This window comes from Streptomyces sp. 63XJN7_1_ISO-PGPR-S23-121 (assembly GCF_056173025.1).
This window is the reverse complement of record NZ_CM149653.1, coordinates 3697417-3721225: the sequence shown is the minus strand read 5'-3', so window position 1 is coordinate 3721225 and position 23809 is coordinate 3697417. Positions and strand designations below refer to the sequence as shown.

Annotated in this window: 24 protein-coding genes and 1 pseudogene; 16 read left to right on the top strand and 9 right to left on the bottom strand. The window is 73.2% G+C overall.

What is annotated here, in order from left to right; all coding sequences use genetic code 11:
* Positions 1-16: 16 nt before the first annotated feature.
* Together AC0VYN_RS16385 and AC0VYN_RS16380 are read right to left on the bottom strand one after the other, a co-directional pair.
* Positions 17-1258, bottom strand: a complete 1242-nt coding sequence (locus AC0VYN_RS16385) for a pyridoxal phosphate-dependent aminotransferase (RefSeq protein ID WP_475536897.1) — start codon at positions 1256-1258, stop codon at positions 17-19.
* Positions 1259-1266: 8 nt separating this feature from the next.
* Positions 1267-2583: a KamA family radical SAM protein gene (locus AC0VYN_RS16380; protein ID WP_475536644.1), complete on the bottom strand. Its 1317-nt coding sequence runs from the start codon at positions 2581-2583 to the stop codon at positions 1267-1269.
* Positions 2584-2919: 336 nt separating this feature from the next.
* On the opposite strand from AC0VYN_RS16380, the gene AC0VYN_RS16375 reads away from it, so the two are divergent.
* Genes AC0VYN_RS16375 through AC0VYN_RS16325 form a run of 11 tightly spaced genes read left to right on the top strand, consistent with a single transcriptional unit; the run spans position 2920 to position 12382 of the window.
* Positions 2920-3639, top strand: coding sequence for a thioesterase domain-containing protein (locus tag AC0VYN_RS16375; protein ID WP_475536643.1), 720 nt, complete (start codon positions 2920-2922; stop codon positions 3637-3639).
* Positions 3632-4882 (top strand): glutamate-5-semialdehyde dehydrogenase, encoded by a 1251-nt coding sequence (locus tag AC0VYN_RS16370; protein WP_475536642.1) that lies wholly within the window; start codon positions 3632-3634, stop codon positions 4880-4882. The genes AC0VYN_RS16375 and AC0VYN_RS16370 overlap by 8 nt, the downstream gene beginning before the upstream one ends.
* A 33-nt stretch (positions 4883-4915) precedes the next feature.
* Positions 4916-5197 carry an acyl carrier protein gene (locus tag AC0VYN_RS16365; protein WP_451689628.1) on the top strand — a complete coding sequence of 94 codons (282 nt, stop codon included), beginning with the start codon at positions 4916-4918 and terminating at the stop codon, positions 5195-5197.
* Positions 5194-6519: a TrpB-like pyridoxal phosphate-dependent enzyme gene (locus AC0VYN_RS16360; protein ID WP_475536641.1), complete on the top strand. Its 1326-nt coding sequence runs from the start codon at positions 5194-5196 to the stop codon at positions 6517-6519. The genes AC0VYN_RS16365 and AC0VYN_RS16360 overlap by 4 nt, the downstream gene beginning before the upstream one ends.
* Entirely contained in the window at positions 6516-7367 is an 852-nt protein-coding gene (locus AC0VYN_RS16355; protein ID WP_475536640.1) for a hypothetical protein, read from the top strand. Before AC0VYN_RS16360 ends, AC0VYN_RS16355 begins: the two co-directional genes overlap by 4 nt.
* A 40-nt stretch (positions 7368-7407) precedes the next feature.
* Positions 7408-7668: an acyl carrier protein gene (locus tag AC0VYN_RS16350; RefSeq protein ID WP_475536639.1), complete on the top strand. Its 261-nt coding sequence runs from the start codon at positions 7408-7410 to the stop codon at positions 7666-7668.
* Positions 7665-8777, top strand: a complete 1113-nt coding sequence (locus tag AC0VYN_RS16345) for an acyl-CoA dehydrogenase family protein (protein WP_475536638.1) — start codon at positions 7665-7667, stop codon at positions 8775-8777. The genes AC0VYN_RS16350 and AC0VYN_RS16345 overlap by 4 nt, the downstream gene beginning before the upstream one ends.
* The gene (locus AC0VYN_RS16340) at positions 8774-9376 is read left to right on the top strand and encodes a 4'-phosphopantetheinyl transferase family protein (RefSeq protein ID WP_475536637.1); all 603 of its coding nucleotides are present in this window, start codon (positions 8774-8776) and stop codon (positions 9374-9376) included. Before AC0VYN_RS16345 ends, AC0VYN_RS16340 begins: the two co-directional genes overlap by 4 nt.
* A complete protein-coding gene (locus AC0VYN_RS16335) occupies positions 9373-10251 on the top strand; it encodes a hypothetical protein (protein ID WP_475536636.1) in 879 nt (292 codons plus the stop codon). The genes AC0VYN_RS16340 and AC0VYN_RS16335 overlap by 4 nt, the downstream gene beginning before the upstream one ends.
* On the top strand, positions 10238-10789 hold the full coding sequence (locus tag AC0VYN_RS16330) for a flavin reductase family protein (protein ID WP_475536635.1): 552 nt from the start codon (positions 10238-10240) through the stop codon (positions 10787-10789). The genes AC0VYN_RS16335 and AC0VYN_RS16330 overlap by 14 nt, the downstream gene beginning before the upstream one ends.
* Before the next feature lie 12 nt (positions 10790-10801).
* A complete protein-coding gene (locus tag AC0VYN_RS16325) occupies positions 10802-12382 on the top strand; it encodes an AMP-binding protein (RefSeq protein ID WP_475536634.1) in 1581 nt (526 codons plus the stop codon).
* A gap of 45 nt (positions 12383-12427) precedes the next feature.
* Here the strand turns inward: AC0VYN_RS16325 and AC0VYN_RS16320 are convergent, their stop codons facing one another.
* Complete coding sequence (locus AC0VYN_RS16320; RefSeq protein WP_475536633.1) at positions 12428-13306, bottom strand: LysR family transcriptional regulator; 879 nt, start codon at positions 13304-13306, stop codon at positions 12428-12430.
* A 338-nt stretch (positions 13307-13644) separates the two neighbouring features.
* The gene (locus AC0VYN_RS16315) at positions 13645-14706 is read right to left on the bottom strand and encodes an MBL fold metallo-hydrolase (RefSeq protein WP_475536632.1); all 1062 of its coding nucleotides are present in this window, start codon (positions 14704-14706) and stop codon (positions 13645-13647) included.
* A gap of 151 nt (positions 14707-14857) precedes the next feature.
* Here AC0VYN_RS16315 and AC0VYN_RS16310 point away from each other — a divergent pair, with 151 nt between their 5' ends.
* A complete protein-coding gene (locus tag AC0VYN_RS16310; protein WP_475536631.1) occupies positions 14858-15838 on the top strand; it encodes a LysR family transcriptional regulator in 981 nt (326 codons plus the stop codon).
* Positions 15835-16743 carry a serine hydrolase gene (locus AC0VYN_RS16305; protein ID WP_475536630.1) on the top strand — a complete coding sequence of 303 codons (909 nt, stop codon included), beginning with the start codon at positions 15835-15837 and terminating at the stop codon, positions 16741-16743. The genes AC0VYN_RS16310 and AC0VYN_RS16305 overlap by 4 nt, the downstream gene beginning before the upstream one ends.
* 55 nt (positions 16744-16798) lie before the next feature.
* Here the strand turns inward: AC0VYN_RS16305 and AC0VYN_RS16300 are convergent, their stop codons facing one another.
* The 3 genes and pseudogenes from AC0VYN_RS16300 to AC0VYN_RS16290 form a co-directional block, all read right to left on the bottom strand.
* Positions 16799-17323 (bottom strand): hypothetical protein, encoded by a 525-nt coding sequence (locus AC0VYN_RS16300; RefSeq protein WP_475536629.1) that lies wholly within the window; start codon positions 17321-17323, stop codon positions 16799-16801.
* 124 nt (positions 17324-17447) lie between these two features.
* Positions 17448-17903: pseudogene (locus tag AC0VYN_RS16295) on the bottom strand (alpha/beta hydrolase); the annotation flags it as partial.
* A 41-nt stretch (positions 17904-17944) separates the two neighbouring features.
* Entirely contained in the window at positions 17945-18448 is a 504-nt protein-coding gene (locus tag AC0VYN_RS16290; protein ID WP_475536628.1) for a hypothetical protein, read from the bottom strand.
* A gap of 206 nt (positions 18449-18654) precedes the next feature.
* Here AC0VYN_RS16290 and AC0VYN_RS16285 point away from each other — a divergent pair, with 206 nt between their 5' ends.
* Both AC0VYN_RS16285 and AC0VYN_RS16280 read left to right on the top strand, forming a co-directional pair.
* Complete coding sequence (locus tag AC0VYN_RS16285; RefSeq protein WP_475536627.1) at positions 18655-19221, top strand: TetR/AcrR family transcriptional regulator; 567 nt, start codon at positions 18655-18657, stop codon at positions 19219-19221.
* A gap of 92 nt (positions 19222-19313) precedes the next feature.
* Positions 19314-20054, top strand: a complete 741-nt coding sequence (locus AC0VYN_RS16280; RefSeq protein WP_475536626.1) for an alpha/beta fold hydrolase — start codon at positions 19314-19316, stop codon at positions 20052-20054.
* 82 nt (positions 20055-20136) lie between these two features.
* Here the strand turns inward: AC0VYN_RS16280 and AC0VYN_RS16275 are convergent, their stop codons facing one another.
* The gene (locus AC0VYN_RS16275; protein WP_475536625.1) at positions 20137-21483 is read right to left on the bottom strand and encodes a hypothetical protein; all 1347 of its coding nucleotides are present in this window, start codon (positions 21481-21483) and stop codon (positions 20137-20139) included.
* A 284-nt stretch (positions 21484-21767) separates the two neighbouring features.
* On the opposite strand from AC0VYN_RS16275, the gene AC0VYN_RS16270 reads away from it, so the two are divergent.
* Positions 21768-22805: an LLM class flavin-dependent oxidoreductase gene (locus AC0VYN_RS16270; protein ID WP_475536624.1), complete on the top strand. Its 1038-nt coding sequence runs from the start codon at positions 21768-21770 to the stop codon at positions 22803-22805.
* Positions 22806-22862: 57 nt separating this feature from the next.
* On the opposite strand, the gene AC0VYN_RS16265 is transcribed toward AC0VYN_RS16270, so the two are convergent.
* Positions 22863-23768 carry an arginase family protein gene (locus AC0VYN_RS16265; protein WP_475536623.1) on the bottom strand — a complete coding sequence of 302 codons (906 nt, stop codon included), beginning with the start codon at positions 23766-23768 and terminating at the stop codon, positions 22863-22865.
* Positions 23769-23809 lie beyond the last annotated feature (41 nt).

Here is a 23809-nt window from a genome sequence, read left to right as displayed (position 1 = left end):
TGTCTCCCGGGTGTGGTCAGGCGCCGAGTTTGGCGAGGCCTTCTGAGACGCGGATCAGGGCGTCGGCGACGTGCGGCAGGGCGAGCGGGTCGGGCGCCGCGAGGGCGGCTTCCTGCTCCTCGTCGGTGTCGCCGTAGAGCATGCTGGTGGCGGCCTTGAAGCGCAGTGCGCCGGGGTCGTCGCCGAGGTGGTGTCCCGCCAGGACGGCCAGGCCGTGCTCGTCCAGCAGGTGGCGGGCCAGGGCCGCGGATCCGTCGACGCCCCGCTCCGCCAGCGCCTCGCGCCTCGGTTCGAAGTCGGGGTAGACGTAGAACGCCCCGGTGGGCGGCCGGCAGGTCGCACCTGCGGTGACCGCCGCGGCGTGCACGGCGCGGGCCACGGAGCCGTGCAGGCGTGCGCTCGCCGCCAGCCGCTGCCGGATCTCGGGCGGGTCGCCGAAGGCGTAGGCGGCGACCTGCTGCATGGGGCCCGACAGCGTGGACCACATGTCGCTGGCCATGGCGACGAGCCGGTCGCGCAGTTCCCGCCCCCGCCTGCCGGGGGGCACCCGCAGTCCGCCGACCCGCCAGCCGCCCAGGGCCAGGGACTTGGACAGCCCGGTGGTCACCATCGTGCGGTCGGGGACCACTTCGGCGGGGCTGAGGAAGGGGGCGTCGGGCCGGTGCATGACGTCGCGGTAGATCTCGTCCGACACGACGAACAGGTCCTCCGCCTCGGCGATCCGGCACACCCGCTCGATCAGTCCGGCGGTGGCGAGCGTGCCGGTCGGGTTGTCGGGGAGGGTGAGCACGACGATGCGCGGGTCGCCGCCCGTCCGGCGGGCGCGTTCGATGGTCTCCGGCAGGGCGTCCGGGTCGGGGATGCCGCCGCACTCGGCGGGGATGGGGACGCCGTACACCCGTTTGCCCGCCATGCGGGCCTGCGGCTCGTAGGAGTTCCAGCTGGGGCGCGGCAGGAGCACGTCCCCGGGCAGGACCAGGTTCAGTGCCATGAGCAGGGGCTTGCTTCCGGGGCCGAGCAGGACGTCCTGCGGGCCGGTGGGCAGGCCGCGGCGCTCGAAGTAGCCGGCGAGCGAGGCGAGGGCGTCGGGCGCTCCGGCCACGGGTCCGTAGGCGTTGCGGTGGGCGCCGGCGCACAACTGCTCGACGAGGGGGCCGAAGGCGGGCAGCCGGGACTCGCCGAAGCCGAGGTGGACGACGGAGCGGCCCTGGGCCCGGAGCCGGGCGACCTCTTCGTTGAGGGCGAGGTTGGGAGACATGGTGGTGTTCACGGCCGCAGCGCCTCCCGGATGTCCCGCGGTGTGTCCGCGGCGATCTCCAGGTCGTCGAGCCAGGTGGCGCCGGGGTCGTAGTGGGCCCGGAACGGGCGTCCGACCAGGGCGGGGTTGCGGGCCTGGGCCAGCCGCAGCTGGAAGTACCGGTCGCCGCCGAGGGTCTCGACGCCGTCCACCACGACCTTGCCGGGCGTGGTGGACATCACCGGCCCGCGCACGGTGCGGGCGAGTCCCGGCAGGGTGCGGTAGGCGGTGTGGAAGATCTCCATCGCGCGGGCCAGCGGCACCTTGAAGTAGTCGTAGGGGCCGGTGTCGCGTTCGACGAACATGTAGTACGGGACCGCGCCGAGTGCCAGTTCGGACCTCCACATGGAGGCCCAGGTCTCGGCGTCGTCGTTGATGTGCGCGACCAGCGGGGCCTGGCAGTAGACCACGGCTCCCGTGGCCCGGATGCGCCGGACGGCCTCGGTCACGCGGGCGGTGCGCAGCTCGCGGGGGTGGGTGAAGTGGGCCATGACGGCGACCTGCTTGCCCGCTGCCGCGATCCGTTCGAAGAGCCGCAGCAACGGGTCGGCGTCCGTGTCGCTCACGAAGCGCTGCGGCCAGTAGGCCAGGGACTTGGTGCCGATGCGGACGGTGTTCACGCTCTCCACGCCGAGCAGCGGTTCCAGGTGCCCGGTGAGGCGGTCGGTGCTCATCACCATCGGGTCGCCCCCGGTCACCAGGACGTCGCTGACCTCGGGGTGGTCGTGCAGGTAGCGGACGAGCCGGTCCGGGCCGGGGGCGGCGAAGCGCAGGGAGGGGTCGCCCACGAACTGCGCCCACCGGAAGCAGTAGGTGCAGAAGGAGTGGCAGGACTGCCCCTGCGTGGGGAAGTACAGCACCGTCTCGCGGTACTTGTGCTGGAGTCCGGCCAGCCGTTCGCCCTCGTGCACCGGCACGTTGTACTCGCGCTGCCCCGAGGGGTGGGGGTTGAGGCCGGCGCGTATCCGTCCGACCTCGGCGGCCGTCTCCCGCTTCGTCGCCCCGGAGCGCAGGAGCGTCTCCAGGGCGCGCTCGTCGTGTTCGGGGAGCATGCCGCGCTGGGGGAAGACCAGGCGGAAGATCGGGTCCCGCACCGGGTCCTTCCAGTCGATCAGCTCGTCGAGCACGTACTCGTTGACGCGGAACGGCAGGACGTGTGCCAGCAGCTCGATGCCGTCCCGGAGTTCCTGGGAGAGGCCGTAGCGCCGGACGATGTCGTCGATCTGCCGCGGACCGAAGGCCCGGAAGCGGGTAGCACCGACCGGTTGGTCGAGCATCAGTGTCATGCGGGGTCCCTCTGGATTCGGCGGAATAGCTGGACGACGGCAGGCCGGCCCTTGTCGGCGGTCGTGGCGTCGAGCGCCGATTACCCGGCTGGGATTCGTTGATTCGAGATTCTTCCCGAAGCCATAAATACCTCGCATGACACCGATAAGGATTCCGAATTCAGTCACTGACCTGCTTTCATAAAGTGCGCACGCGAGGAAGATAAGAGACCTTTATGGGGTGCGAGCCGAATTCGTTTGAAAGGCGGGTGGTGCGGAATTCGCTTGTCGTCGATGCCATTGAGTCCGGAAGGAAAGATCATTGATGATCGGTTGCCCGCGTCGCGGACGCACACCATGAGCCGCGCGGACGTCGCCCAGCCGGTGCTCATCCCGATGGGCCGGCCCCGGCCCGGGGGGTGCAGCGTCCTCGTCCACGCCGCCGGCGGTGGTGTCGGGGCCTACACCGGCGTGGGGTTCGCCCTGCGCCGCTCCGGCCCGGTGTTCGCCCTGCGCGGCTACGGGCTGGCGCCGGGGGAAGAGCCGGACCGCAGCGTCGGCGCCATGACGGACCGCTACTGGTCGCTGCTCGCGGAACTCCCGGAGCCACCACGGCTGTTGTTCGGCTGGTCCCTCGGGGGTGTCGTCGCCTGGGAGCTGGCGGCCCGGCTGGCCGAGGAGGGCCGGCGACCGCGGGTCGTGATGGTCGACAGCCCCGCCGCCCGCATCGACCGCGACCCGGCGGCGGCCAGGCACTGGCGCGAGCGGGTCCGCGCCTCCCTCGCCGCCGACGACAGCGGCGTCCCGGCCGACCGGGTCGCCCTGACCGCCGACGCGCACCTCGACGCCGTCGTCTCCTACCGGGCCGAGCAACGCCACGACTGCCCCACGCTGCTGATGCCGTGCGCCGACGAGGACAACGACGAGCACCTGGCGGTCTGGCGTCAGGTGGCCGCGAACCTGACCGTACGGCCGCTGCCCGGCGATCACTTCACCGCCTTCGACGGCGAGCGGCTGCCCCTCCTCCTGGACCACCTCGGGGCCTTCCTCGCGAGCACGGAGGAGCAACATGCCTGACGGTCTGCTGGCCCGGGCCCGCACCGCGTTCGACGCGGCCCCGCCCGTGGGCGACCCCGCCTACGACCACTACTGCCGTGCCCTCGGCGAGGAACTCACGTCCCACTGGCCAAAGATCGCCCGTGCCAACGCGGCGGACGTCGCCGCGGCCCAGCGGCTGGGCATGCCGCCCACGCTGGTGGAGCGGCTGCGCCTGACCGACGCCCACCGGGAGCGGATGGTCGCGCTCACCGGGATGACCCGGCGTGAACTGCGGGAGGTGCGCGAGACGGAGGTGCCCGTCTCCGGCGCGGCACGGCACGTCCACCGCGTGCCCAGGCCCCTCGGTGTCGTCCTGATGGTCTACGAGGCGCGGCCCACCGTCACCGTGGACGGCGCCCTGCTCCCGGTCGCCGTCGGGAACGCCGTACTGCTGCGCGGCGGCAAGGAGACGGCGGCCACCAACGCCGCCCTGGAGCGCGCCGTGCACGCCGCGCTGCGCCGGGCGGGACTGCCCACCGGCCTCGTCAGCGTGCTGGACGACCCGCAGCGCCGGCTGCTGCGGGCCCTGCTGAAGCGGCCCGACCAGGTGGACGTGCTCATCCCCCGCGGCAGTCCCGCGCTCGTGGACCACTGCCGCACCAGTGCCATCCCGCTGATCGCGAGCGGCGGCGGCGTCAACCACCTCTATGTCCACCGCAGCGCCGACCTCGACCTCGCCGTACGGGCCACGCTGGACAGCAAGCTGCCCGAGCCGGCCGGCTGCACCTCCGTGGAGACCCTGCTGGTCGACCGTGCCGTCGCCCGGGACTACCTCGAGGCCCTGGCGCGCGGGCTGGCGGGCCGTGAGACGGCACTGACCCTCCACACGGCCCCCGAACTGGACGCCCTCGTCCCCTCCGCGCTCAAGACCGAGCCCCTCGCCGCGCACGACCTGGGCCGGGAGTTCCTCGACCCGGTCGTCGCCGTCGTGCCGGTCGACGACGTCGGTGCCGCACTGGACCACGTCCGCCGTCACGGCTCCGGGCACACCGAGGGCGTCATCGCCCGGGACCAGCACGTCGTCGACGCCTACCGCCGCCGTGCCGACGCCGCGATGGTCGTGGTCAACGGCTCGCTGCGGCTGCACGACGGGCCCACCCTCGGCCTGGGCACCGAGATCGCCATCGCCACCGGCCGGCTGCACGTGCGCGGTCCCGTGACGCTCGGCGCGCTGGTCACCCACAGCTACGTCACCGACGGCGCCGGCGCACTGCGCGGCTGACGCCCGGCCTCCCCCTCCCCCGAAAGGCACGCCATGCCCCAGGAACTGTCCCTCGACCGGGACGCCGTCGCCACCGTCGTCAAGAAGGTGGTCATCGCCGAGTCACGCCTGTCCCTGCCGCCCGACCGCGTCACCGACGACGAACCGCTCGTCGGTGACCTGCTCAACGTGAACTCGCTCGGCTTCGTCGGCATGCTCGTGCGGATCGAGGACGAACTCGACGTCACCCTCCCCGACGACCTCTTCGTGGGGCGCAGCTTCCGCACCGTCCGGGACCTGATCGACGTCGTGACGGCGGCGGAGGTACGGCGGTGACGAACCGGATCCCGACCCGCTGGCGCAGCGTCCTGCCCCACCTGTCCGAGCCGCTGCCGCCGGACCGCACCCCGCCCCGCTCCGGTGACGGGTCCGGCGAGATAAAGATCAACATCCCGACCGAGCTGATCCGGCACAGCGTCTCCGCACGCGAGTACTGGGACATCCCCGGCCCGGTCGCCGAACGCTACCGGCAGTACCGCCCGACCCCGCTGTGGCGTGCCCGCGGGTTCGAGGAGGCCGTCGGCGCCCGCTTCCCGGTCTACGTCAAGAACGAGGGCGTCAACATCTCGGGCAGCCACAAGCTCAACACGGCGCTCGCGCAGGCCCACTACTACCGGAAGGCCGGCGTGAAGGAGCTGGTCACGGGGACGGGCGCGGGCCAGTGGGGCACGGCCATGGCGGCGGCGTGCGCCCTGTTCGGGCTGCGCTGCCGGGTCTTCATGGTCGAGTCCAGTCTTCGGCGCAAGCCGTACCGCGGTGTGCTGATGCGCATGCTGGGCGCCGAGGTGCACGCCAGTCCCAGCGGCCTGACCAAGGTCTCCGCCAAGGAGGACCCGGCCGCCGGCAACAGCCTCTCGCTCGCCATCGGGGAGGCCGTCGAGTACGCCGCCGACCACGACCAGGTGGCCTTCTGCATCGGCAGCGGAGAGACGTACAGCATCCTGCACCAGTCCGTGATCGGCCTGGAGGCGGAGGAGCAACTCGCCGAGCTGGACGCGGAGATCGGCGCCGTCGTCGGCTGTGTGGGTGCCGGTTCCAACTTCGGCGGCATCGCGCTGCCCTTCCACGCCGCCGGCCGCGCGGCCGGCACGGACGGGCCCCGCCTGGTCGCCGCCGAATCCAGCAGCACGCCGAAGCTGACGCGCGGCGTCTACGCCTACGACAAGACCGACGCCACCGGCAGCGGCCCGATGGAGGCGATGTACACCATCGGCAGCGACTACCGGATCCCGGACGCGCACACGGCGGGGCTGCGCTTCCACGGCGCGGCGAAGCTCATCTCCGCGATGCGCCACAGCGGGGACATCGACGCGATGGCGGTCAGCCAGGCGGACGCCCTGGACGCGGGCCGGCTGCTCGCCCGCCACGAGAGCGTCCTGCCTGCGCCCGAGTCCGGCCATGCCCTGGCGGCCGCCGCGCGCATCGCCGCCTCCCCCGACGCCTCCGGCGGAGTGCTGGTGTGCGTCAGCGGCCACGGTTACCTGGACCTCGGAGCCTACGAGCACTTCCTCGCCGGCGGGCTCGAGGACCAGTCCCCGCCCGACGAGGCGCTCGCCCGGGCGGTGGCCGGACTGACCCGGGTGGGGACGCACCCGTGACGGCCACCGCGACCCCGTCCGTGCGGACCGGGATCCTGGACTGCGTGCAGGTCAACCTGGCGGTCCTCGCGGACCGCCGGTACGGGCCCGGACGTCACCTCGCGCTGGGGGCGCGCCTGCGCTTCCGGCCACGGCCCGGTCCCGACGGCCTGCCCACGGTGGATCCGTCGCCGGAGGACCACCTGCGCGACGGAGCGGCTCTCGTCGGGCTGCGTCCGGAGGCCATGGGGCGCCTCGTACCCGCCGATGGGCTGCGCGCCATGACCGACCGGGCGTCCGTCGTCTACGCCGTCGCCGACTCCTACGGCATGCCCTGGCTGCCCTACGCGGGGCGGGCGCACATGGAGCACGGTTTCCTGGTCGGAGCGCACCCGGATGGAGCCGTCGTCGAGGACTTCTACGACAACGAGACGGCGTGGGGCCCGGCCCGCCCCGGCCGGTGGACGTTTCCCTGGCAGCGCCTGCCCACCGCCTCCTTCGCCTGCGCCCTGGCACCCGTGCCCGATCACCGCGCGCCCCGGCCGGAGCTGGACATGGACGATCCGGCGGCGTACGTCGAGGCCTATGCCGCGCACCCCGACCGGCTCGCCGCCCTGCGCCGGCTGACCGCGGAGACCTGGCTGATGACGCGTGCCCGGCGCCTGCACGCCGCCTACCGGGAGCACCTCGGCGAGCGCGGGGACACGGAGGACCACCTGCGCCGCTGGGACCGGCTCGCCTCGACCGCCTTCATCGCCCAGCGGCGCGCCGAACGGGGCAGGCCCGCCCCCGGCGCCCTGCTGCCCGAACTGGCGTCCCTCCTCACCGCCGACCGCGAGGTCTTCGCCCCGCGGCCCCACCAAAACTGACCCCGCCGATCCACTCCCCCATCCAAGCGACGGAGAAGCCGTGAACCAGCCCTTCATCGACCTGCTGACGCCCTTCCTGCCCAACCTCGGGGACCGGCCCCTCACCGAGGACAGCCGCCTGCACGACCTCGGGATGAACTCCATGAAGGCCATCGACCTGCTCTTCGTCATCGAGGACGGCCTCGGTGTCTCCCTCCCGGACGAGGACCTCAACGACACCACCTTCGCCACCGCCGGCAGCCTGTGGGCCGCGGTGCGGCGGGCGGGCGCCGCCGAGGGAGAGGACAGGGCGGCGGCATGAACGTCTCCGCACTGCGGGAGCCCGCCACCGCGGCCGGCTCCCGGCTCGGCACCCTGCCCGCCGAGGCGAGCGGCGCCGACGTGTGGCGCGTTCTCGGCGCGGAGAACCGGCTGGCCCGGGTCTACCGCGGCAACGACCCACGCCGGGGTGTCGACGCGGCCGCCGTGAGCACCCTGCTGACCGACGTCGACCGGCGCTTCGGCGTCGGGACGACGCTGGCCGTGACCGTCCCCGTGGCCACCTGCCTGCCCCTGCTCGCCGGAGGGACCGGCCCGGCCGCCCGCACCCTGGCGGACAGTCTCGGCGGCCGGACCGTCGTGGCCCTCGCCGCCACCGACGAGACCTCCGGCTGCGACCTGGCGGCACTGGACACGCGCGTCACCTTCGAGGGGGACCTGGTCCGGCTCGACGGCACCAAGCGCTGGATCACCAACGCGACGACCTGCGGGGCCGCCCTCGTCCTCGCCCGCCACCGGCCGGGCCCCCACTTCACCAACTTCACCTGGGTGCTCGTACCGGCTGACGCCCCCGGCGTGCGCGCCGAACCGGCCGGGACGCGGCTCTTCGACGGCTCCGGGACCGGGCACCTCACGTTCGACGGCGTCCGGCTTTCCCGCGACCACGTCGTGGGCGGTACCGGCCGGGGGATGAGCGGCTTCGCGGCGCACATCGCCACCGAGCGCCTGGCCGGAGCCCTGTGGGCCGTCGCGCTGTGCGAACGGGTGCTGCGCGACACCATCCGCCACCTGAGGCAGCGGCGCCGCGGCGACGGCGTCCTGTGGCAGCGTGAGGACATCCGGCGGCGCTGGGCGGAGGCCCTCCTGCGGTCCCGTCAGCACCGTGCCCTGACCGACGGCCTCACCGAGGCGGTCGCCGTCCGGCGCGACACCTCGGCCGCCGCGCTGCTCAAGGCCAGTGCCGCCGAGACGGTCGAGCACGTCCTCGACGTGTGCGCCCACCTCCAGGGCGCGCACGGCTTCCGCACCGGAGGACCGCAGCAACTGCGGGCCCAGGGAGCCCTGTTCGGCATCGGCGGCGGCACGACCGAGGTCGTCCTCGACATCGTGGCCGAGACGGCCGCCGAGAACGGGCCGGAGGACCTGCCGTGAGAGTCCTGGAGATCGGCCCCGGAGTGTGGGTGGCCACCGGTGAGGCGTCCGCCGGCCGCCTCACCCCCGCCGACCGGCACGCGGCACGCGGCCGTCCGGACTGGCGTGCCCGGCAACTGCTGGACGGACGGGCGCTCCTGCGGAGCCTGCTCGCGGAGGTGGCCCCGGACAGCGCCGGCGCGCCGGTCGTGGCCGGCCACAACGGCAAGCCGGTCCTGACCGGCCGGTCCCGGCCCGGTGTCAGCATCTCCCACGACGGGGCGCACACCGTCGTGGCCGTCGCGCCGGGCCGTCTCGTCGGGGTGGACGTCCAGGTGCCGCCGCGGCACGTCGGCCGCTCGTTGGTCCGACGGTGCGCCGCTCCGTACGCGGACCGTCTCGACCGCATGCCGGCGCCCCTGCGGCACACCGTCTTCACGGAGATCTGGACGGTCCAGGAGGCCTGTGTGAAGACCGACGGCACCGGCATCGGGGGACGCCCCTGGAGCATCGACGTGCCTCCGCATCTCGACCACGGTGACTGGCGCGGTCTGCGCTGGCACAAGGTGCGAGAACTCATCGACGTACCCGTGGCCTGCGCCTGGGAGGCGACACCATGACACCTGCCCTGTCCTGCTACTCCACCGCGCTGGTGGAGTATCTGGGAGGCGCCGCGGCCGGCCGTATGGCATCGGCGGTGCACCTGTGGGTGCGCACCGACGCCCCGGACGGCGCGCTCGCCTTCTCCCATCACGACCGCATCGACGGCGGGGCCCTGGTCCACGACCACCGTCCGGACTGGCCGTCGGCCCGGGAGGCGCTCGCCGGCGTGCTGGCCGGGGAGGGTCAGGTGATCGTGTCGGGCAACGCCTTCCATCTGCCCTGGTCGCCGCACCACGGGGTGCGGGTGGTCCCCCACTGGTTCCTGCTGCGCGCCCACGACGCGGAGGGGTGGCTGGTGGCCGACCCCTTCCACGCCCTGATGCCCGGCGGTGAGCAACTGCCCTACGCGGGAGTGCTCGACGACGACTCGCTGCGCCGGGCGCTGACACCGGTCGGGCGCCTCGAGGCGGCCGTACGCAACCGGGACGCGCACGCCCTGGGGGAACCGGTGGACACCGGCCCGGCGGACGCGTACCGGTGGCTGCGCCGGAGCACCGCTCCGCCCGTCGGCCCCCCGAGGGAGTGGCCGGGCACCTGGCTGCGCGACCCGCGGGAGGTCTTCGGGTACCTGCGGGAGCGCCTCACCGCCGACGGCGACCTGCTGGAGCGGCACGTGGACGACCTGTGGGCGGCGTCCCGGCACCAGCTCCACCGCCTGGGCACCCGGCCCGACCCGGACCTGGCCGACGCCTGGACGCAACTGCCGAAGGCCCTGCGCTTCGCCGTCGACTCCGCCCGGCGCGGACGCCCCCGCAGCGGCGTGGTCGAGCGGGCGCTCGACACGCTCGCCCGGCTCACGCCCGGCCCGGAGGTGAGCCGTGCTCGGAGTTGAGACTCCTCAGGCGGGCCCGTCGGTCGACGCGGGAGTGGACGAAGGACTCTTCCGCGCGACGATGACGGGCCTGGCGAAGTGCGTCGCGGTCACCACCGCGCTGGGGCCGCGGGGGCCGGTGGGGTGCACGACGACCTCGCTCATGTCGCTCTCGGTGGCGCCGCCGAGCGTGCTGGTGGCCTTCGGCACGGGCGGACGCACCCTGGACGACCTGCTCGCCGCCGGGCGGTTCGCCGTCAACGTGCTGTCCCACACACAGGGTCCGCTGGTGCGGCGCTTCGCCACGGGCACCCCCGCGGAGCGCTTCCGGGACACGCCGCACGCGGTGCTGCGGGGCGTCCCGGTCCTGCACGACGCGGCCGTCGTGATGACCTGCGACGTCGCGGAGACCTTCACCGCCGTCGACCACGTCCTGGTCGTCGGCACCGTACGCCACCTGACCGCGACCCCCGGCTCCCCGCTGGTGCTCGTGACCGGGGAACCGCACATCGCGACCCCCGTACCGCCCGCCCCGGCCGCGGCCGACGACCTGCGTTGACCTGGAGAGACCATGCCAGCGACTCCCGCACCCGCGGTGACCCACCGGCCCGACGAACGCTTCGACGAGTTCCTCCTGGCCGCCGCCGACACGCACCCCGACCATCCCGCGGTGGTGGAGTACGCGGACGGCGCGGAACGGGTGACGACGTTCCGCGGCCTGCGCGAGGCCGCCGAGCGGTACGCCGACGAACTCGACCGCTACGGCCTGGACATCGGTGAGCGCGTCATGATCGTGTCCGACACGTCCGCCGAGGCCGTCGCCCTCGTGCTGGCGTGCTCGTCGCGCGGACTGCCCTTCGTCCCGGTCAGCCCCGAGACACCGGCCGAGCGCCGGGAGACGATCGAGCGGTCGGCCGAGCCGGCGCTGTGCCTTTTCGCCGACGGGGAACCGGGGACGGCCGTCGGGCACGGCCGGTTCGGCCCGGACGGCATCGAGGTGCCCCGCCCGCCGGTGCGCCGTGAGCGGCGGCGGCGCGCCGTGACGCCGGGCGACACCGCCTACATCATCTTCACGTCCGGCACCACGGGCCTGCCCAAGGGCGTGGTGATGAGCCACCGGTCCGTCGTCGCCTTCTACCGGGGCATGATCGCCGAGGGCTTCGTGTCGGTGGGCGACCGGGTGGGCTCGACCTCCCCGCTCCAGTTCGACTTCTCCCTGCTGGACATCGGCATGGCCCTGGGCAGCGGAGCGGCGGTGGCGCCCGTCCCGCGGGCCCTGCTGCGCTGGCCGACGAGATTCCTCAAGGTGCTGCGCGTGACCCGGGCCACCCACGTCAACGGTGTGCCGTCCATCTGGCGTCAGTCGCTGCGTCACATTCCCGACCAGCTGGCCGCCCTGACCGAGCTGCGCGGAGTGCTCTTCTGCGGGGAGGAGTTCCCCCTGGGCGAGCTGCGCCACCTCCAGCGGTTGCGTCCCGGTGTCCGTCTGATCAACTGCTACGGGGCGACGGAGTCCATGGCGGCCAGTTTCGCCGAGGTCCCCGACCCGCTGCCCGACGAGGTGACGCACCTGTCGATCGGGAACGGCCACCGGGGCACCGACATCCTGCTGCTGGACCCCGAGGGGGCGCCGGTGCTCGAGGAGGGCGTCGTCGGCGAGATGTACCTGCGCAGCCCGGCCCTGATGACCGGTTACTGGGGCGACGCCGGGGCGACGGACGCCGTCCTGGTCGCCGACCCGCTGGAGCCCCGCTCCGGGCAGCGCCTGCTGCGGACCGGGGACCTCGCCTTCCGGGGCGCCGACGGCGCACTGCGCTTCTGCGGGCGGCGGGACAGCCAGGTTCAGATACGGGGCAACCGCGTGGAACCGGCCGAGGTGCAGCGGCGGCTGCTGGCCCACCCCGATGTCCGCGAGGCGGCCGTGGTGGTGTACGAGGGACCCGACGGGGACGCCGAGTTGAGCGCGTTCGTCGTTCTGGGCGACGGCCCGGCCGGTACGGCGGAGAGCGACCTGCGCGCGTTCTGCCTGCGTTCGATGCCCGCGTACATGGCGCCGAGCGTAGTGCGCATCGTGGAAAGCCTCCCCGTCAACCATCACGGGAAGACCGACCACCGGCGGCTGCGCGCCCAGCTCGTCACGGACGCCGCCTGATCCGCCCACGGGCTCCGTAGCTCCCGCTGGGGCCACGGGGCCCGCTCAGCCTGCGCTGACCACGTCGGAGGCGGCCTTCAGCACGGCGCCGAGGACCGGTTGCCCGTCGTCGCCGCGCCGCCACAGGGCCTGCGTGTAGGTGGGGGTGGCGGGCCGCCAGTCCACGACCCTGTGGAGCCGGCCGTCGGCTATGTCCTCGGCCACGGTGACCTCGGGCAGCAGTCCGACTCCGATGCCGCTCTCGGCCATGCGCTTCACCGCGGTGATGGAGTCGAGTTTCAGCGTCCGCCCCGCCCGCAGGGTCGACTCGACCTCGGTCAGGAGTCCGCCGCAGTGACGGACGTCCAGATCGGCGGTGACCAGGATCGACGGGACAGCCGCCGCGGGGCCCGGGCGGGCGGGGGCCCGTCGGCCTCCGGCCACCAGCGCGAACGGCTCGGGGCAGAGATCGCAGTGGTCCAGATCCTCCTGCGACGCTCCGCTGCTTATCATGAACACGCAGTCCATCTGCCCGTTGCGCAGCATGACGAGTGCCTCTTGGGGGGTGGACAGCCGGAGTGACACATCCATTTCCGGATATCGCAGAAGCAGGTATTCGATGAGCGGCAGCAGCCGGTGATTTATGAGGCTTTCCGACGCTCCGACGCAGATTCTTCCCTGCGGTGCGAGTGAGGCGTCCGCGATACGCCGGACGCGACCGCTGAGCCGCACGATCTCGCGAGCCTGTTCGAGGATGGAGTGACCGGCTCTCGTCGGCCTGACGCCACCGGGCAGGCGTTCCAGCAGGACCAGGCCGAGCGACCGCTCGAGCGCCTTGATGCGGTTGGTCACCGTGGGCTGTGTCACCTGGAGCAGACTGGCCGCCCGGGTCACACTCCCCGCGTCCACGGCGCCCAGGAATGCCTCGAGATGCCGTGTGTCCAATTCTTCCCCCGTGTGAGTCGGCCCGTGGAATACGAGCCCGCTTCTGCGCCGGCTCTTTTCCTTCGCCCTGCCGTCCAGCTATTCCGGTCAAGGACGGCATACGAGCGGTCACGGTTTTTTCGCAGCGTAGCGTCCCCCCTCCGCCTCATCAACACGTTTGGCATGTGCATATATGGGGAGGTGCCTTTTCCCGGACAGTTGATTTCACGTCATTCTCGTGAACTCGGCCGGGCGGCCGGCCCCGGGCCACGACGTCCCTCGCGGGCCGGCCCGGGGCCCGGAGCCCGGGGCCTGACGGGGAGCGAGTCGTCACCCGGGGCGGGCGGAGGTGCCGGAGGTCAGAGGTCCAGCCACTCGAGGTGGCGGGGGTCGAGGACGCGGCCGTCGGCCCCGATCGCCTGCTGGAGCCGGTCGACCACGCCGCGGTTCACCGTGTCGTGCAGCTTGGGGTCGTCCAGGGCCGTGACCAGGTCGTCGTGGTGGCTCGGGACGATGAGCGGGGGCCGGCCCAGGGTGTCGACGGCGCGCTCGAAGTAGTCGTGCACGGCCGCGTGTCCGCTGGCGCCCAGCACCAGGACGTCGGGGGTGGCTCCGGCGACCGCGCGGGCCGCGAAGTTGGCCGAGCCGCTGAGGAACATGATGCTCAACCGGTCGCCCACCGTGATCTGGTAGCCCAGGGTGCCGCCCTCGACCAGATCGCCCAGCGACCGCGGCCGGGCCGGGGGCGCGGTCAGGGTGCCGTACGGGTCGAAGCCGTAGCCGCCGAGCTGGCTGTGCAGACTGCGTACCACCTCGATGGTGTAATCGGGGCGGGACGGCTTGTCGGACGACTGGAGGGGATGGCGCAGCACCTCGTCCCCCGAGACCACCACCGGACGGTGCTTGCGCCCGGCACCGGGGACACCCATGGCGGCCAGCAGGTGCAGGTGCGTCTCGGTGCCCAGGATGTTGATCTCCCGGTCCCGCCAGGCGGGGTGGTCCAGGAGGTACGGCACGTCGGCGAGGTGGTCCCAGTGTCCGTGGGTCAGCAGGACGAACTCCGGTGCCGAGGTGAGGTGTTCACGCAGGACCCAGTCGATGATCCGGTGGTTCTCCTGCAGCCTCCGCGTCATGTCGGCCTTGCCGTCGGAGTCCGTGTAGGGCTGCCGGGTGAGGTACGGGTCGATCAGGACCCGGTGCCCGTCGAAGCTCAGCTCCCAGCCCGCGACGCCGAGCCAGCGCAGCCGCACCCCGCTGCGCCCCGGGCGGAAAGCGTCCTTGGCCCGGCCGGCGCGCGGCGCTGCGGCCGAGGCCGTTCCGGCCGTCCCCACGGCGCCGGCCGCGCCCGCGACGACACTCGTCCGCAGGAGACCGCGTCGGCTGACACGTCGCGGGGTGGCTGAGGACCGCTCTGAGAACATGGGTGGACTCCTTTGTCTGATGCGGGCCTCAACTGGGCTTCCTGCCCCGGCCCTTGGCCCTGGAGTCAAGCCTCGGCCGCGGTCCCGTGTCGAATACACTCTCGGCCGCGGGCCGATTCGTTCGGCGTATCGCCGCAGACCAGGGGGACGCATGCTGACCGAGCGGCATCTGGAGATCTTCGTCGCCATCGCGGAGGAAGGGCACTTCGGCGACGCGGCACAGCGCGTGGGCATCACTCAGCCGCCTCTCTCGCAGGCGCTGCGCCGGCTGGAATCGCTGCTGGGGGTGCGGCTGTTCGACCGGGAGCGCGGGGTCTCCCTCACCGAGGAGGGAGCGGCGCTGCTCCCGCACGCCCGCCGGGCGCTTGCCGCACTGGTCGAACTGCGGGAGAGCGGCACCAGGGAGGGCGCGGACGGGCAGCGCCTCCGGCTCGGCCTGTCGCCCGAACTCCCGCCCCGGCTCGGCGCGACCGTCGCCGCCTCACCCGTCCGGGCCGGCGTGCGGGCCAGGGTCTCGGTGGTCACGGCGCCGACGGCGACGCTGCTGACGGATGTGTCCGCGGGACGGCTCGACCTGGCCGTCGTGCGTCATCCCGCCGTCCTGCACGGCCTGTCCGCGGGGCCCGTGTCGCTGCTGCCGACGTGGTTGTTGGTGCCGGACGACGCGGGTGACGCGGGGCAGCACTCACCGGGCGAGGCGGACGCCGGTCGGTCCGCTGCGCACCGTCCGCAGGACAGGACGAGCACGCCGGGCCCGCGTGCGGGTGGAGCGGGGGCGGCGCGGCGGTTGCCGTACGCGGTCCGGCCGCGTGCCGAGGCGCCCGCGGCGCACGATCTCTTCCTGGACACGCTCGCGGGGCGGGGACGGCGGGTCGAGACGGTGGTGGTCTCGGACGAACGCGCCGGGCTGGCGCTCGTCGCCGCCGGTCAGGCCGTTCTCGTCACGGCGGACGAATCGCTCACGGCGGACGGTGTCGTCCGGCGGCCTGCCACCGCCCCGGCGCTTCCGCTGCGACTGCGGGTGGTGTGGGACGCCCGGCGGCTCGCCGCCGCGGGCGCCACCGAAGCGGCCGAAGCCCTGGTCGACGCGCTGGCCTCGGCGCACCACCCGAGTGCGGAGGCGACCCGATGAGCGCGACGGCCTCCGACAGGGACATCCAGCGCATCCTGCGCGCGATGTTCGACGACGCCGGTGTCCGCGGCCTGCTCCATGTGGCCGAACTGCACCGGCCCGCGGCGGCGGTGGAGGTCGACGCGGACGAGGCCGTGCTGATGGGCTCCGTCTACAAGGTGCCACTGGCGGTGGCCTACTGCCGGCAGGTGGACGCCGGTGTCCTCGACCCACGGCGGCGGGTCATCCTGCCGCCCGGGGACAGGCTGCCCGGGCCCACCGGCATCTCACAACTGCGCGACGAGGTGTCCATGTCGCTGCGCGACCTGGTCGTCATGATGATGAGCATCTCCGACAACGCGGCCGCTGACGCGGTGCTCCACCAGGTGGGGGCCGAGGCGTTCGACGACGCCTGCCGCGCCCTCGGCCTGGTCCGCACCCGCCTCAACGACGGTGCCGCGGGCACCCTGACCCGGCTGCTGACGGTGACGGGGGCCGAGTCCGTGGACGCGGCCATGGCACGCATCGCGGACAACGACCGGGCGGTGCCGCCCGGCGTCTACGACCCCGCGTGGGTGGCCTCGACCACCCCGGCCGAGATGGCGCGTCTGCTGCGCGCCGTCTGGACGGACGAGGCGGCCTCCCCCGACGGCTGCGCGTTCGTCCGTCGCACCATGGGACTCCAGCCGTGGCAGCACCGGCTCGCGGCGGGTTTCCCGTACGACGACGTGGCGGTGTACGGGAAGACCGGGACGTTCGGTGTCATGCGGCACGAGGCCGGGGTGGTCGAACTCGCCGGCGGCCGCGTGTACACGGCGGTCGTCTTCACCCAGGCCGCCCGCGCCGACCGTCGGCTGCCCCGCGCCGACGCGGTGATCGGCGCCACTGCACGCAGGGCCGTCGAGTACCTGAGGGGAAGGGAGTGACCCCGCCTCCCTGCCCGCCGGTCCGCGGACGGGGCCGGAGCCGGAGCCGAGCGGCTCAGGACAGCTCGGCCGCCTTCGCCTTCTCGTCGAGCTGGTCGCCGTAGCCGGCCTGTGTCCAGACGTGGTGGCGGAACCGCTCCGGCGTCAGCACCCCCTGCCACGGTGTGCCCGAGGGCTGGAACACGCCCTGGCAGGTGTAGCAGTAGCGCGCCTCCGCGGTGAGCGCGGCCGCCCTGGACTCCCCCGCACGCACCCGCTGTGCGTCACCGTGTTCGGTGCGGACGACGGCGACCGTCGCCACGAAGATGAGCACCGCGGCGACGCCTCCGACGACGGTGAGCCAGGGCAGGCCCCACTTGTCGGCGAAGTGCGCACCCGCGGCCCCGGCCAGGAAGGCGATCAGAAGGCCCTCGGCGAAGTGCATGCAGCCGTTGCCCGTGTGCTCCGGTGCCGGAGCGAGCCGGCTCCCCAGGTCGTCGCGCCGCCCCCGCTTGCCCGTTCGCGCCTCGGCCACCGGCGCGGTGTCCCGTGTCCGGCACCCGGGACACACCGCCGGGCCGTGGACTTCCCCGTTCGTCATGATCCCATGGTGACGCCTCACCGACAGCCCTCGCCGACCGGGTCCCCCGGCGGGGGGGGCGGAAGCCGGGGCTCGGCGGCCACGGGAAGCCCGCGCGCGTCCCCCCGGCGGGCAACGCGCTCGCCTAGCTCGCCCTCCTCCCCGTCTTCACCCACGCGGCGAAGTCCTCGATGCCGTCGATGAGTGCCTCGAAACGGAAGGAGTGGAAGAGGTCGAAGGCGTGGTGCCCGCCCGGGAGTTCGGCGTACACGACCGGCGAGGTCGAGACGGAGCGCAGGGCGGTGACGAGCGCCTTGGGGTTCTCGGTCTCCACCAGCTCGTCCAGGTCGCCGTGCGCGATCAGCAACGACGGCGCGTCCGGCCGGACGAGGTTCACCGGCGAGGTCGCGGGGTTCCCGTCGAAGTACACCCCGAGATAGCCGTTCAGCACGACGGCGGCCGCGACGGAGGTGTCCGCGTCCTCGAACCCCGGCTGATACGCGGGGTCGTTGGGGGTGAGAGCGGCGAGCGCCGCCATGTGTCCGCCGGCGGAACTCCCCGACACGAACACGGCCGCCGAGGGATCGGCACCGTACTCCTCGGCGTGTTCGCGTGCTCAGGCGATGACCTTCTTGGCGTCGATCAGGTGGTCCGGGTGCGAGAACTCGGGGCGCAGACGGTAGTTGGCGCTGATGCAGACCCATCCCCGGCTCGCGAGACGGTAGAGCAGGGGGAGCGACTGGGTGTTCTTGCGGCCCTGGTCGTAGTGCCGCCATGGAAGTGGATCAGAACGGAGCCGCCCTCGGGGCGCGAGCGGTGGTGGTAGACGTCGAGGAGATTGCGGCGGCCCGCGTCTCCGTAGCTCAGGTCGCCCACCCTCCTGACGTCACCGCGGCGACGGAAGACGGGCCTGAGCAGTATGCGCCCGAGCGGCGGCGGGCGGCGCGTACTCGTGCCGGCGCCGAGCGCCTCGTCCAGGGCGAGGCCGACCACGGACGCCGTCCGCATCCCCCGCCGCGCGACCACCCCGAGCCCGGCGGCGGAGACCACGGCCAGACCGACGGCCACCCGGTCGGCGACCGTCGCGATGTCACCCTCCGCGTAGGCCAGTACGGTCGACGCCACCAGCGCGTAGAGGGCGAGCAACGGCACCTCGTTGAAGACCAGACCGAGCCGGTAGCCGACGTAGAAAGAGCGGCTTCGGCCCGCGGACGGGATGCAGACAGAACACCACGATCAACGCGGCCGTCATCACGGTCACCAGATATCCCACAGCCACCAGAACCACTCCCCGTCCGCCCCTGAAAAAAACTACCCCACTTGTGGTACCACAGATGGGGTACTTTGGATAGGTGAATCAGGAAAGACGGGAGCGCCTCGGCGACGCGGCCATCGGCGTACTGGCGGAGTCCGGCAGCCGGGGTCTGACGCACCGGGCCGTCGACGCCGCGGCGGGAGTGCCCCTGGGCACCACCAAGAACTACTTCCCCACGAGGGACGCGCTGTTGCGGGCGAGCACCGAGCGCATCATCGAGTTGTACGCGGCGATCCCCAGACCCGCGCCCGTCGACAGAGCGGGCCTGACCGCCCTGCTGCGCACGCTCCTGGAGCACGTCAGGGGCCCCGGCCGGGTGCGGGTGCTCGCTCTCCTGGAACTGCAGCGCGAGGCCGCGCGGACTCCATGGCTGTCGGCGCCGCTCGACGCCTTCGCGGCCGCCGACTTCGCGTACTTCGAGCGCGCCCAACGCAGCGCCGGCCTGCCCGTGACCCCGCAGCGCGCCGCCACCGTCACGCTGGCACTGCATGCCGCACTGCCCCACCTGGTGGCCGATGGCCCCGCCACGCAGGCGGCGGCCGGACTCGACGACCTCGGCCGGTTCGTCGACGGCCTCCTGGACACGGTGTACGGGGCAGCGTGAGAGCACCCGTCCGGCCGGGCTGGAATCTCCCCCAGGGGGAGGTCCTACCGTCCTGACCGACGGCACAGTCGATGCATCGAAAGAGGTCAGTCATGACGACGTTTCTGCTGGTACCGGGACTTTTCATGGGTGGCTGGGCCTGGGATGCGGTGGCCGCCGAGCTGACCGGTCAAGGGCACCGGGCACTTCCGGTCACCCTGCCCGGCATGGCCGAGCGGGCCGAGGGAGTCCCCGCCGGCATCGGGTTGCGGGAGCACACCGACGCCGTGGCGGCGCTGCTCGAGGCGGAGGGCCCGGACATCGTGCTGGTGGCGCACAGCTACGGCATCTTCCCCGCCCTCGCGGCGGCCGACCGCCACCCGGGGCAGGTCGCCCGAGTGGTGTTCGTGGACACCGGGTTCCCGGAGCCGGGTGAGTCGCTGGTGGCTCAGATGCCGCAGCTCGGCCTGCTGGAACAGGCCGTCGGCGACGTCATCCCGGTGCCCGCGGAGATCCCTGCGGTGCAGGCCGTCCCGCCGGCGGAGCTGGAGCGGTACATGCGCCTGGCCACCCCGCAGCCGGTCCGCACCGTCACCGACCCGATCGAGCTGACCGGCGCCTGGCTCAAGCTCCCGACCACCGGGGTGTTCTGCCTCGCGAACGGACTCAGCCTGGAGTTCGCCCGCACGCTGCACGGCACCGGCATGCCGCGGTTCGCCAAGCTCGCCGAACCCGGAGTCACCTTCTTCGAACTGGCCACCGGTCACTACCCGATGCTTTCAACCCCGGTGGAGCTGGCCGACGTCCTGGTGCGCGCGGCGGCCGGCGAAGGCGTGGGGCTGTACGAGGGCTGACCGTCCGCGTCGCCTCCGTTCCGCGACCGCCGTCCGCGACCGCCGGCAGCGGCGGCGGTGACCGTCCCTCCCCGCCCGCCCGTCAGCGCAGGCGGCGCACGAAGATGTCCGACACGTCGTTGGTGTCGCCGGGCACCAGGTCCGCACTGTCGCTGGTGAAGGCGACGGTGCGGCCGCTGCGGTCGGGGGACGCGTCGTACGAGGACTCCTGCGGTGATCCGCCGTCGGGAGTGGTGCTGAGCCGGGTCACCCGCCCGGTCTTCAGGTCGCGGGCGAAGACGTCCCAGGTGTTGTTGGTGTCGCCGGGGACCAGGTCGGGGGCGTTGGTGGTGAAGAAGGTGGTGCGGTTGTCCGCGCTGAGTCCGGCCCCGGTCACGCTGCCCGCCGGGCGGCCCCCGTCCGGCCCGGCCGCCAGCCGCGCGTACGCGCCGGTGCGCAGATCGCGGGAGTACGAGCCCCAGGTGCCAGGCTCCTCGCCCGGCAGCACCCCGTCGCTGGTGTCGAACTGGACGTAGCGGCCGTCCGGGGAGAACAGCAGGCCGTACTGGACCCGCACCGGCATGCCGTTCACGTTGTACGCGCCCGCCCTGGTGCCACCGGTGCGCAGGTCGTGGACGGCGAACGACACGTAGGGCTGGGGCGGCCTCGCGATGCCCGTCGCGCTCTGCGGCCAGGGGAAGAGGTTCCTCGCCTCGGTGGTGAAGGCGACCTGCCGGCCGTCGGCGCTGATGACCGGGTTGGAGGAACTCCCGGTGCCCTGCGTGCCGTCGCCGGCCACACTGACGAGCCTGGTCGTGCCCTTGACGCGGTCCCGGACGAAGACGTCGGCCAGCCCGTTGGTGTCCCCCGCCACCAGGTCGTCGCGCAGCGACACGAAGGCGAGGTAGCGGCCGTCGGCGCTGATCGAGGGCAGGAAGCTGCGCTCGGCGTCCGGTTCGCCGTCGTGGCGGGTGATCAGCTCGGTGGTGCCCTTGACGCGGTCGCGGACGAAGACGTCCATGCCGTCGCCGGCGTCGCGCGGATCCAGTGTCCTGGACGGCGAATCGAAGGCGACGAAACGCCCGTCGGCACTGACGGACTGCACGTAGCCGGCCTCGTATCCCGGTGAGCCGTCAAGATTCGCGCTGACGAGGTCGACCCGGCCGGTGCGCAGATCCTTCGCGTACGCCTGGATGCCGGCGCCCTCGGGGAGCCCCGGCACAAGGTTGCGGGCCTCGCTGAAGAAGACGACGACATGTGCGTTCGCGCTGAGCACCGGGCTGAACGAGGCGCCGTCCCCCTGCTGCCCGGTGGCGTCGACGCTGACGCGTCGCAGGTCCCCGTGCGACCCGGCGGTCGCCGGGTGCGCGTCGCCCCGGGCCGTGGCCGCGGGCAGTGCTGTGGCGCAGACCCCCGCCAGCACAGCCGCAACTGCCGTCCATCGACGCATGGTCACTCCCCCTCGCCCCTCGGCCACCGAGCGGAGCCGGGGCAAGCCAACCGGACCGGCGACACGCCGGGCAACGCGGGAACCGGCCATCCGCGGGGCCGGCGCCCGGACGGTCCGCCGTCGGCGCGTGCTCGTCGGTGTTCCCACCGCGGGTGTGTCGTTCTCGTGAACTCCCGGGCGTAAGACGCTCCGTGATGCCTGCCCCGAAGGTTCGAGGGGGCATGATCCGTCTGTTGCGAGGTGGCGGGCCCGTCCGGGCGCCGGTCGGTGGGAGTCGGGTGGAGATGAGCGGCAGGGCACTGAAGAGACTGGGGTTCCTCACGATCGGATTGTTCGACGAGGACGATCCGGGCCGCGGGCACGAGGACACGCTGCGCATGCTGGAGCTGGGCGAACGGCTCGGCTTCGACAGCGCCTGGGTGCGCCACCGCCATCTCCAGTACGGCATCGCCTCGCCGGTGGCGGTCCTCGCGGCCGCCACCCAGCGCACCAGCCGCATCGAACTGGGAACCGCCGTCACGCCGTTGGGGTGGGAGAACCCCCTGCGCCTCGCCGAGGACTGGGCGACCGTGGACATCCTCTCCGGCGGACGCCTCAACCCCGGAGTGAGCACCGGACCGCCGATGCACTTCGAGCGGGTGAACGGCGGACTGTACCCGGACACCGCCGACGCCGAGGATTTCGGCTACGCACGGGTACGGCGCCTGCTCGACCACGTCGCGGGAGAGCCGGTCACGGACTTCCGCGGCACGGAGGGCATCGAGACCTACTCCGACCGCGTTCAGCCTCACTCCCCCGGCCTGCGGCGACGGATGTGGTACGGGGGCGGCAGCCTGCGCTCGGCGCGCTGGGCCGGGGAGAACGCGATGAACCTCCTCACCAGCAGCGTGGTCAAGGCCGAGGGGGTCGAGGGGGGCGCCGGGGCCGGGGCCGAGGACTTCGCCGCGGTCCAGCTCTCCCACGTCCGGGCCTTCCGCGCGGCGCACCCCGACGGGGAGACCGCGCGGGTCTCCCAGGGACTGGTGGTGGTCCCCACCGACTCCGCCGGCGCCGAGCAGCGCGCCAGGTACGAGGAGTACGCCGCGCGGCGGCTGCCGCGCACCAGGCGCCCGCAGGGTCCGGCCCGCCTGCTCTTCGCCCCGGACCTCGTGGGCCCGTCCGAGTGGATCGCCGGGCGCCTCCGGGCCCACGCGGCGTTCCGGGAGGTGGACGAGGTGGCCTTCGCGCTGCCGTTCACCTTCGGCCCGGAGGACTACGAGCAGATCCTGACCGACATCGGCGGCCGGCTCGGTCCGGCGCTGGGCTGGAAGCCGGCGGCCTGACGGCCACCGTGCCGGGTGTGCGGCGCAACCAGTCCCGGCCTGTACGGGCCGCGCGTCTCAGTCGGTGGTGAAGGCGGCCACCACCAGGTCGGTCAGGAGGGTGCCGGCGCTCCCGTCGGGGTCGAGGTCGGGGTCGTAGATGGTGATGTTGATCCCCACGCAGCGCGGGGACCGGACGAGCGGGCGCAGCAGGGCGGTGAGTTCGCCGGGCAGCAGCCCGTCGGGGTCCGGACTGTCGACCGCGGGCATCACCGACGGGTCGAGGACATCGGCGTCCAGGTGGACCCAGAAGCCGTCGAGGGTGCCCGCCTCGAGGCCGGCGGCCGTCGCGGCGCCGAGGTCGGCGGGGTCGTCGCGGCGCAGGTCGGAGACGGTGGTGACGGGGACTCCCAGGCGGCGCAGTTCGGCGACGTCCTCGTCGTCCACGAAAGCGTCCCGGGTGCCGAAGAGCCGGACGTCGTCGTCCCGCAGGTAGGGGCCCAGTCCTTCGAGGTCGGTCAGGTCCTTCTGCCCGCGCCCGGTCGCGAGGGCGAGTTCCTCGCCGCCTGCCGCGCCGATCCGGTCGGAGATGCCCGGGTGGCGGAAGTCGGGAGAGGCGTCGATCGAGGCCAGTCCGTACCGGCCGAGGCGGCGCAGGGCCAGCGCGGCGCCGAGCTGGATGGAGCAGTCCCCGCCGAGGACCAGGGTGAAGTGCCCGGCGGACACCTGCTTCTCGATGCGGTCGGCGAGGGTGCGTGTGTAGGCGGCGAGGGCGGGCGCGTTGAAGACGCCGTCGCCCTCCTGCCAGTCGCCCCGGTCGTAGCGGGGCGGTACGACGACACCCCCTTCGAGGGCGCCGAGCCTGCCTACGAGCCCGTTGTCCCGCAGTGCTCCGGCCAGCTTGTAGCAGCCGGGGACGGTGCCGGGGGCCGGGGGACGCAGGCCGAGGTTGGAGGGGGCGTCCATGACCATGATGTTCCGCATGGGGCCATCCTCACTGTCGGGTGGGCGGTCTTCAACAGGTC

What these genes read in the sequence shown, in the direction of transcription:
- AC0VYN_RS16325 (WP_475536634.1), top strand. Translation starts at nt 10,802, where the DNA reads ATGCCAGCGACTCCCGCACCCGCGGTGACCCACCGGCCCGACGAACGC.
- AC0VYN_RS16345 (WP_475536638.1), top strand. Translation starts at nt 7,665, where the DNA reads ATGAACGTCTCCGCACTGCGGGAGCCCGCCACCGCGGCCGGCTCCCGG.
- AC0VYN_RS16365 (WP_451689628.1), top strand. Translation starts at nt 4,916, where the DNA reads ATGCCCCAGGAACTGTCCCTCGACCGGGACGCCGTCGCCACCGTCGTC.
- AC0VYN_RS16310 (WP_475536631.1), top strand. Translation starts at nt 14,858, where the DNA reads ATGCTGACCGAGCGGCATCTGGAGATCTTCGTCGCCATCGCGGAGGAA.
- AC0VYN_RS16305 (WP_475536630.1), top strand. Translation starts at nt 15,835, where the DNA reads ATGAGCGCGACGGCCTCCGACAGGGACATCCAGCGCATCCTGCGCGCG.
- AC0VYN_RS16280 (WP_475536626.1), top strand. Translation starts at nt 19,314, where the DNA reads ATGACGACGTTTCTGCTGGTACCGGGACTTTTCATGGGTGGCTGGGCC.
- AC0VYN_RS16335 (WP_475536636.1), top strand. Translation starts at nt 9,373, where the DNA reads ATGACACCTGCCCTGTCCTGCTACTCCACCGCGCTGGTGGAGTATCTG.
- AC0VYN_RS16375 (WP_475536643.1), top strand. Translation starts at nt 2,920, where the DNA reads ATGAGCCGCGCGGACGTCGCCCAGCCGGTGCTCATCCCGATGGGCCGG.
- AC0VYN_RS16380 (WP_475536644.1), bottom strand. Translation starts at nt 2,583, where the DNA reads ATGACACTGATGCTCGACCAACCGGTCGGTGCTACCCGCTTCCGGGCC.
- AC0VYN_RS16385 (WP_475536897.1), bottom strand. Translation starts at nt 1,258, where the DNA reads ATGTCTCCCAACCTCGCCCTCAACGAAGAGGTCGCCCGGCTCCGGGCC.
- AC0VYN_RS16270 (WP_475536624.1), top strand. Translation starts at nt 21,768, where the DNA reads ATGAGCGGCAGGGCACTGAAGAGACTGGGGTTCCTCACGATCGGATTG.
- AC0VYN_RS16300 (WP_475536629.1), bottom strand. Translation starts at nt 17,323, where the DNA reads ATGACGAACGGGGAAGTCCACGGCCCGGCGGTGTGTCCCGGGTGCCGG.
- AC0VYN_RS16275 (WP_475536625.1), bottom strand. Translation starts at nt 21,483, where the DNA reads ATGCGTCGATGGACGGCAGTTGCGGCTGTGCTGGCGGGGGTCTGCGCC.
- AC0VYN_RS16370 (WP_475536642.1), top strand. Translation starts at nt 3,632, where the DNA reads ATGCCTGACGGTCTGCTGGCCCGGGCCCGCACCGCGTTCGACGCGGCC.
- AC0VYN_RS16265 (WP_475536623.1), bottom strand. Translation starts at nt 23,768, where the DNA reads ATGCGGAACATCATGGTCATGGACGCCCCCTCCAACCTCGGCCTGCGT.
- AC0VYN_RS16315 (WP_475536632.1), bottom strand. Translation starts at nt 14,706, where the DNA reads ATGTTCTCAGAGCGGTCCTCAGCCACCCCGCGACGTGTCAGCCGACGC.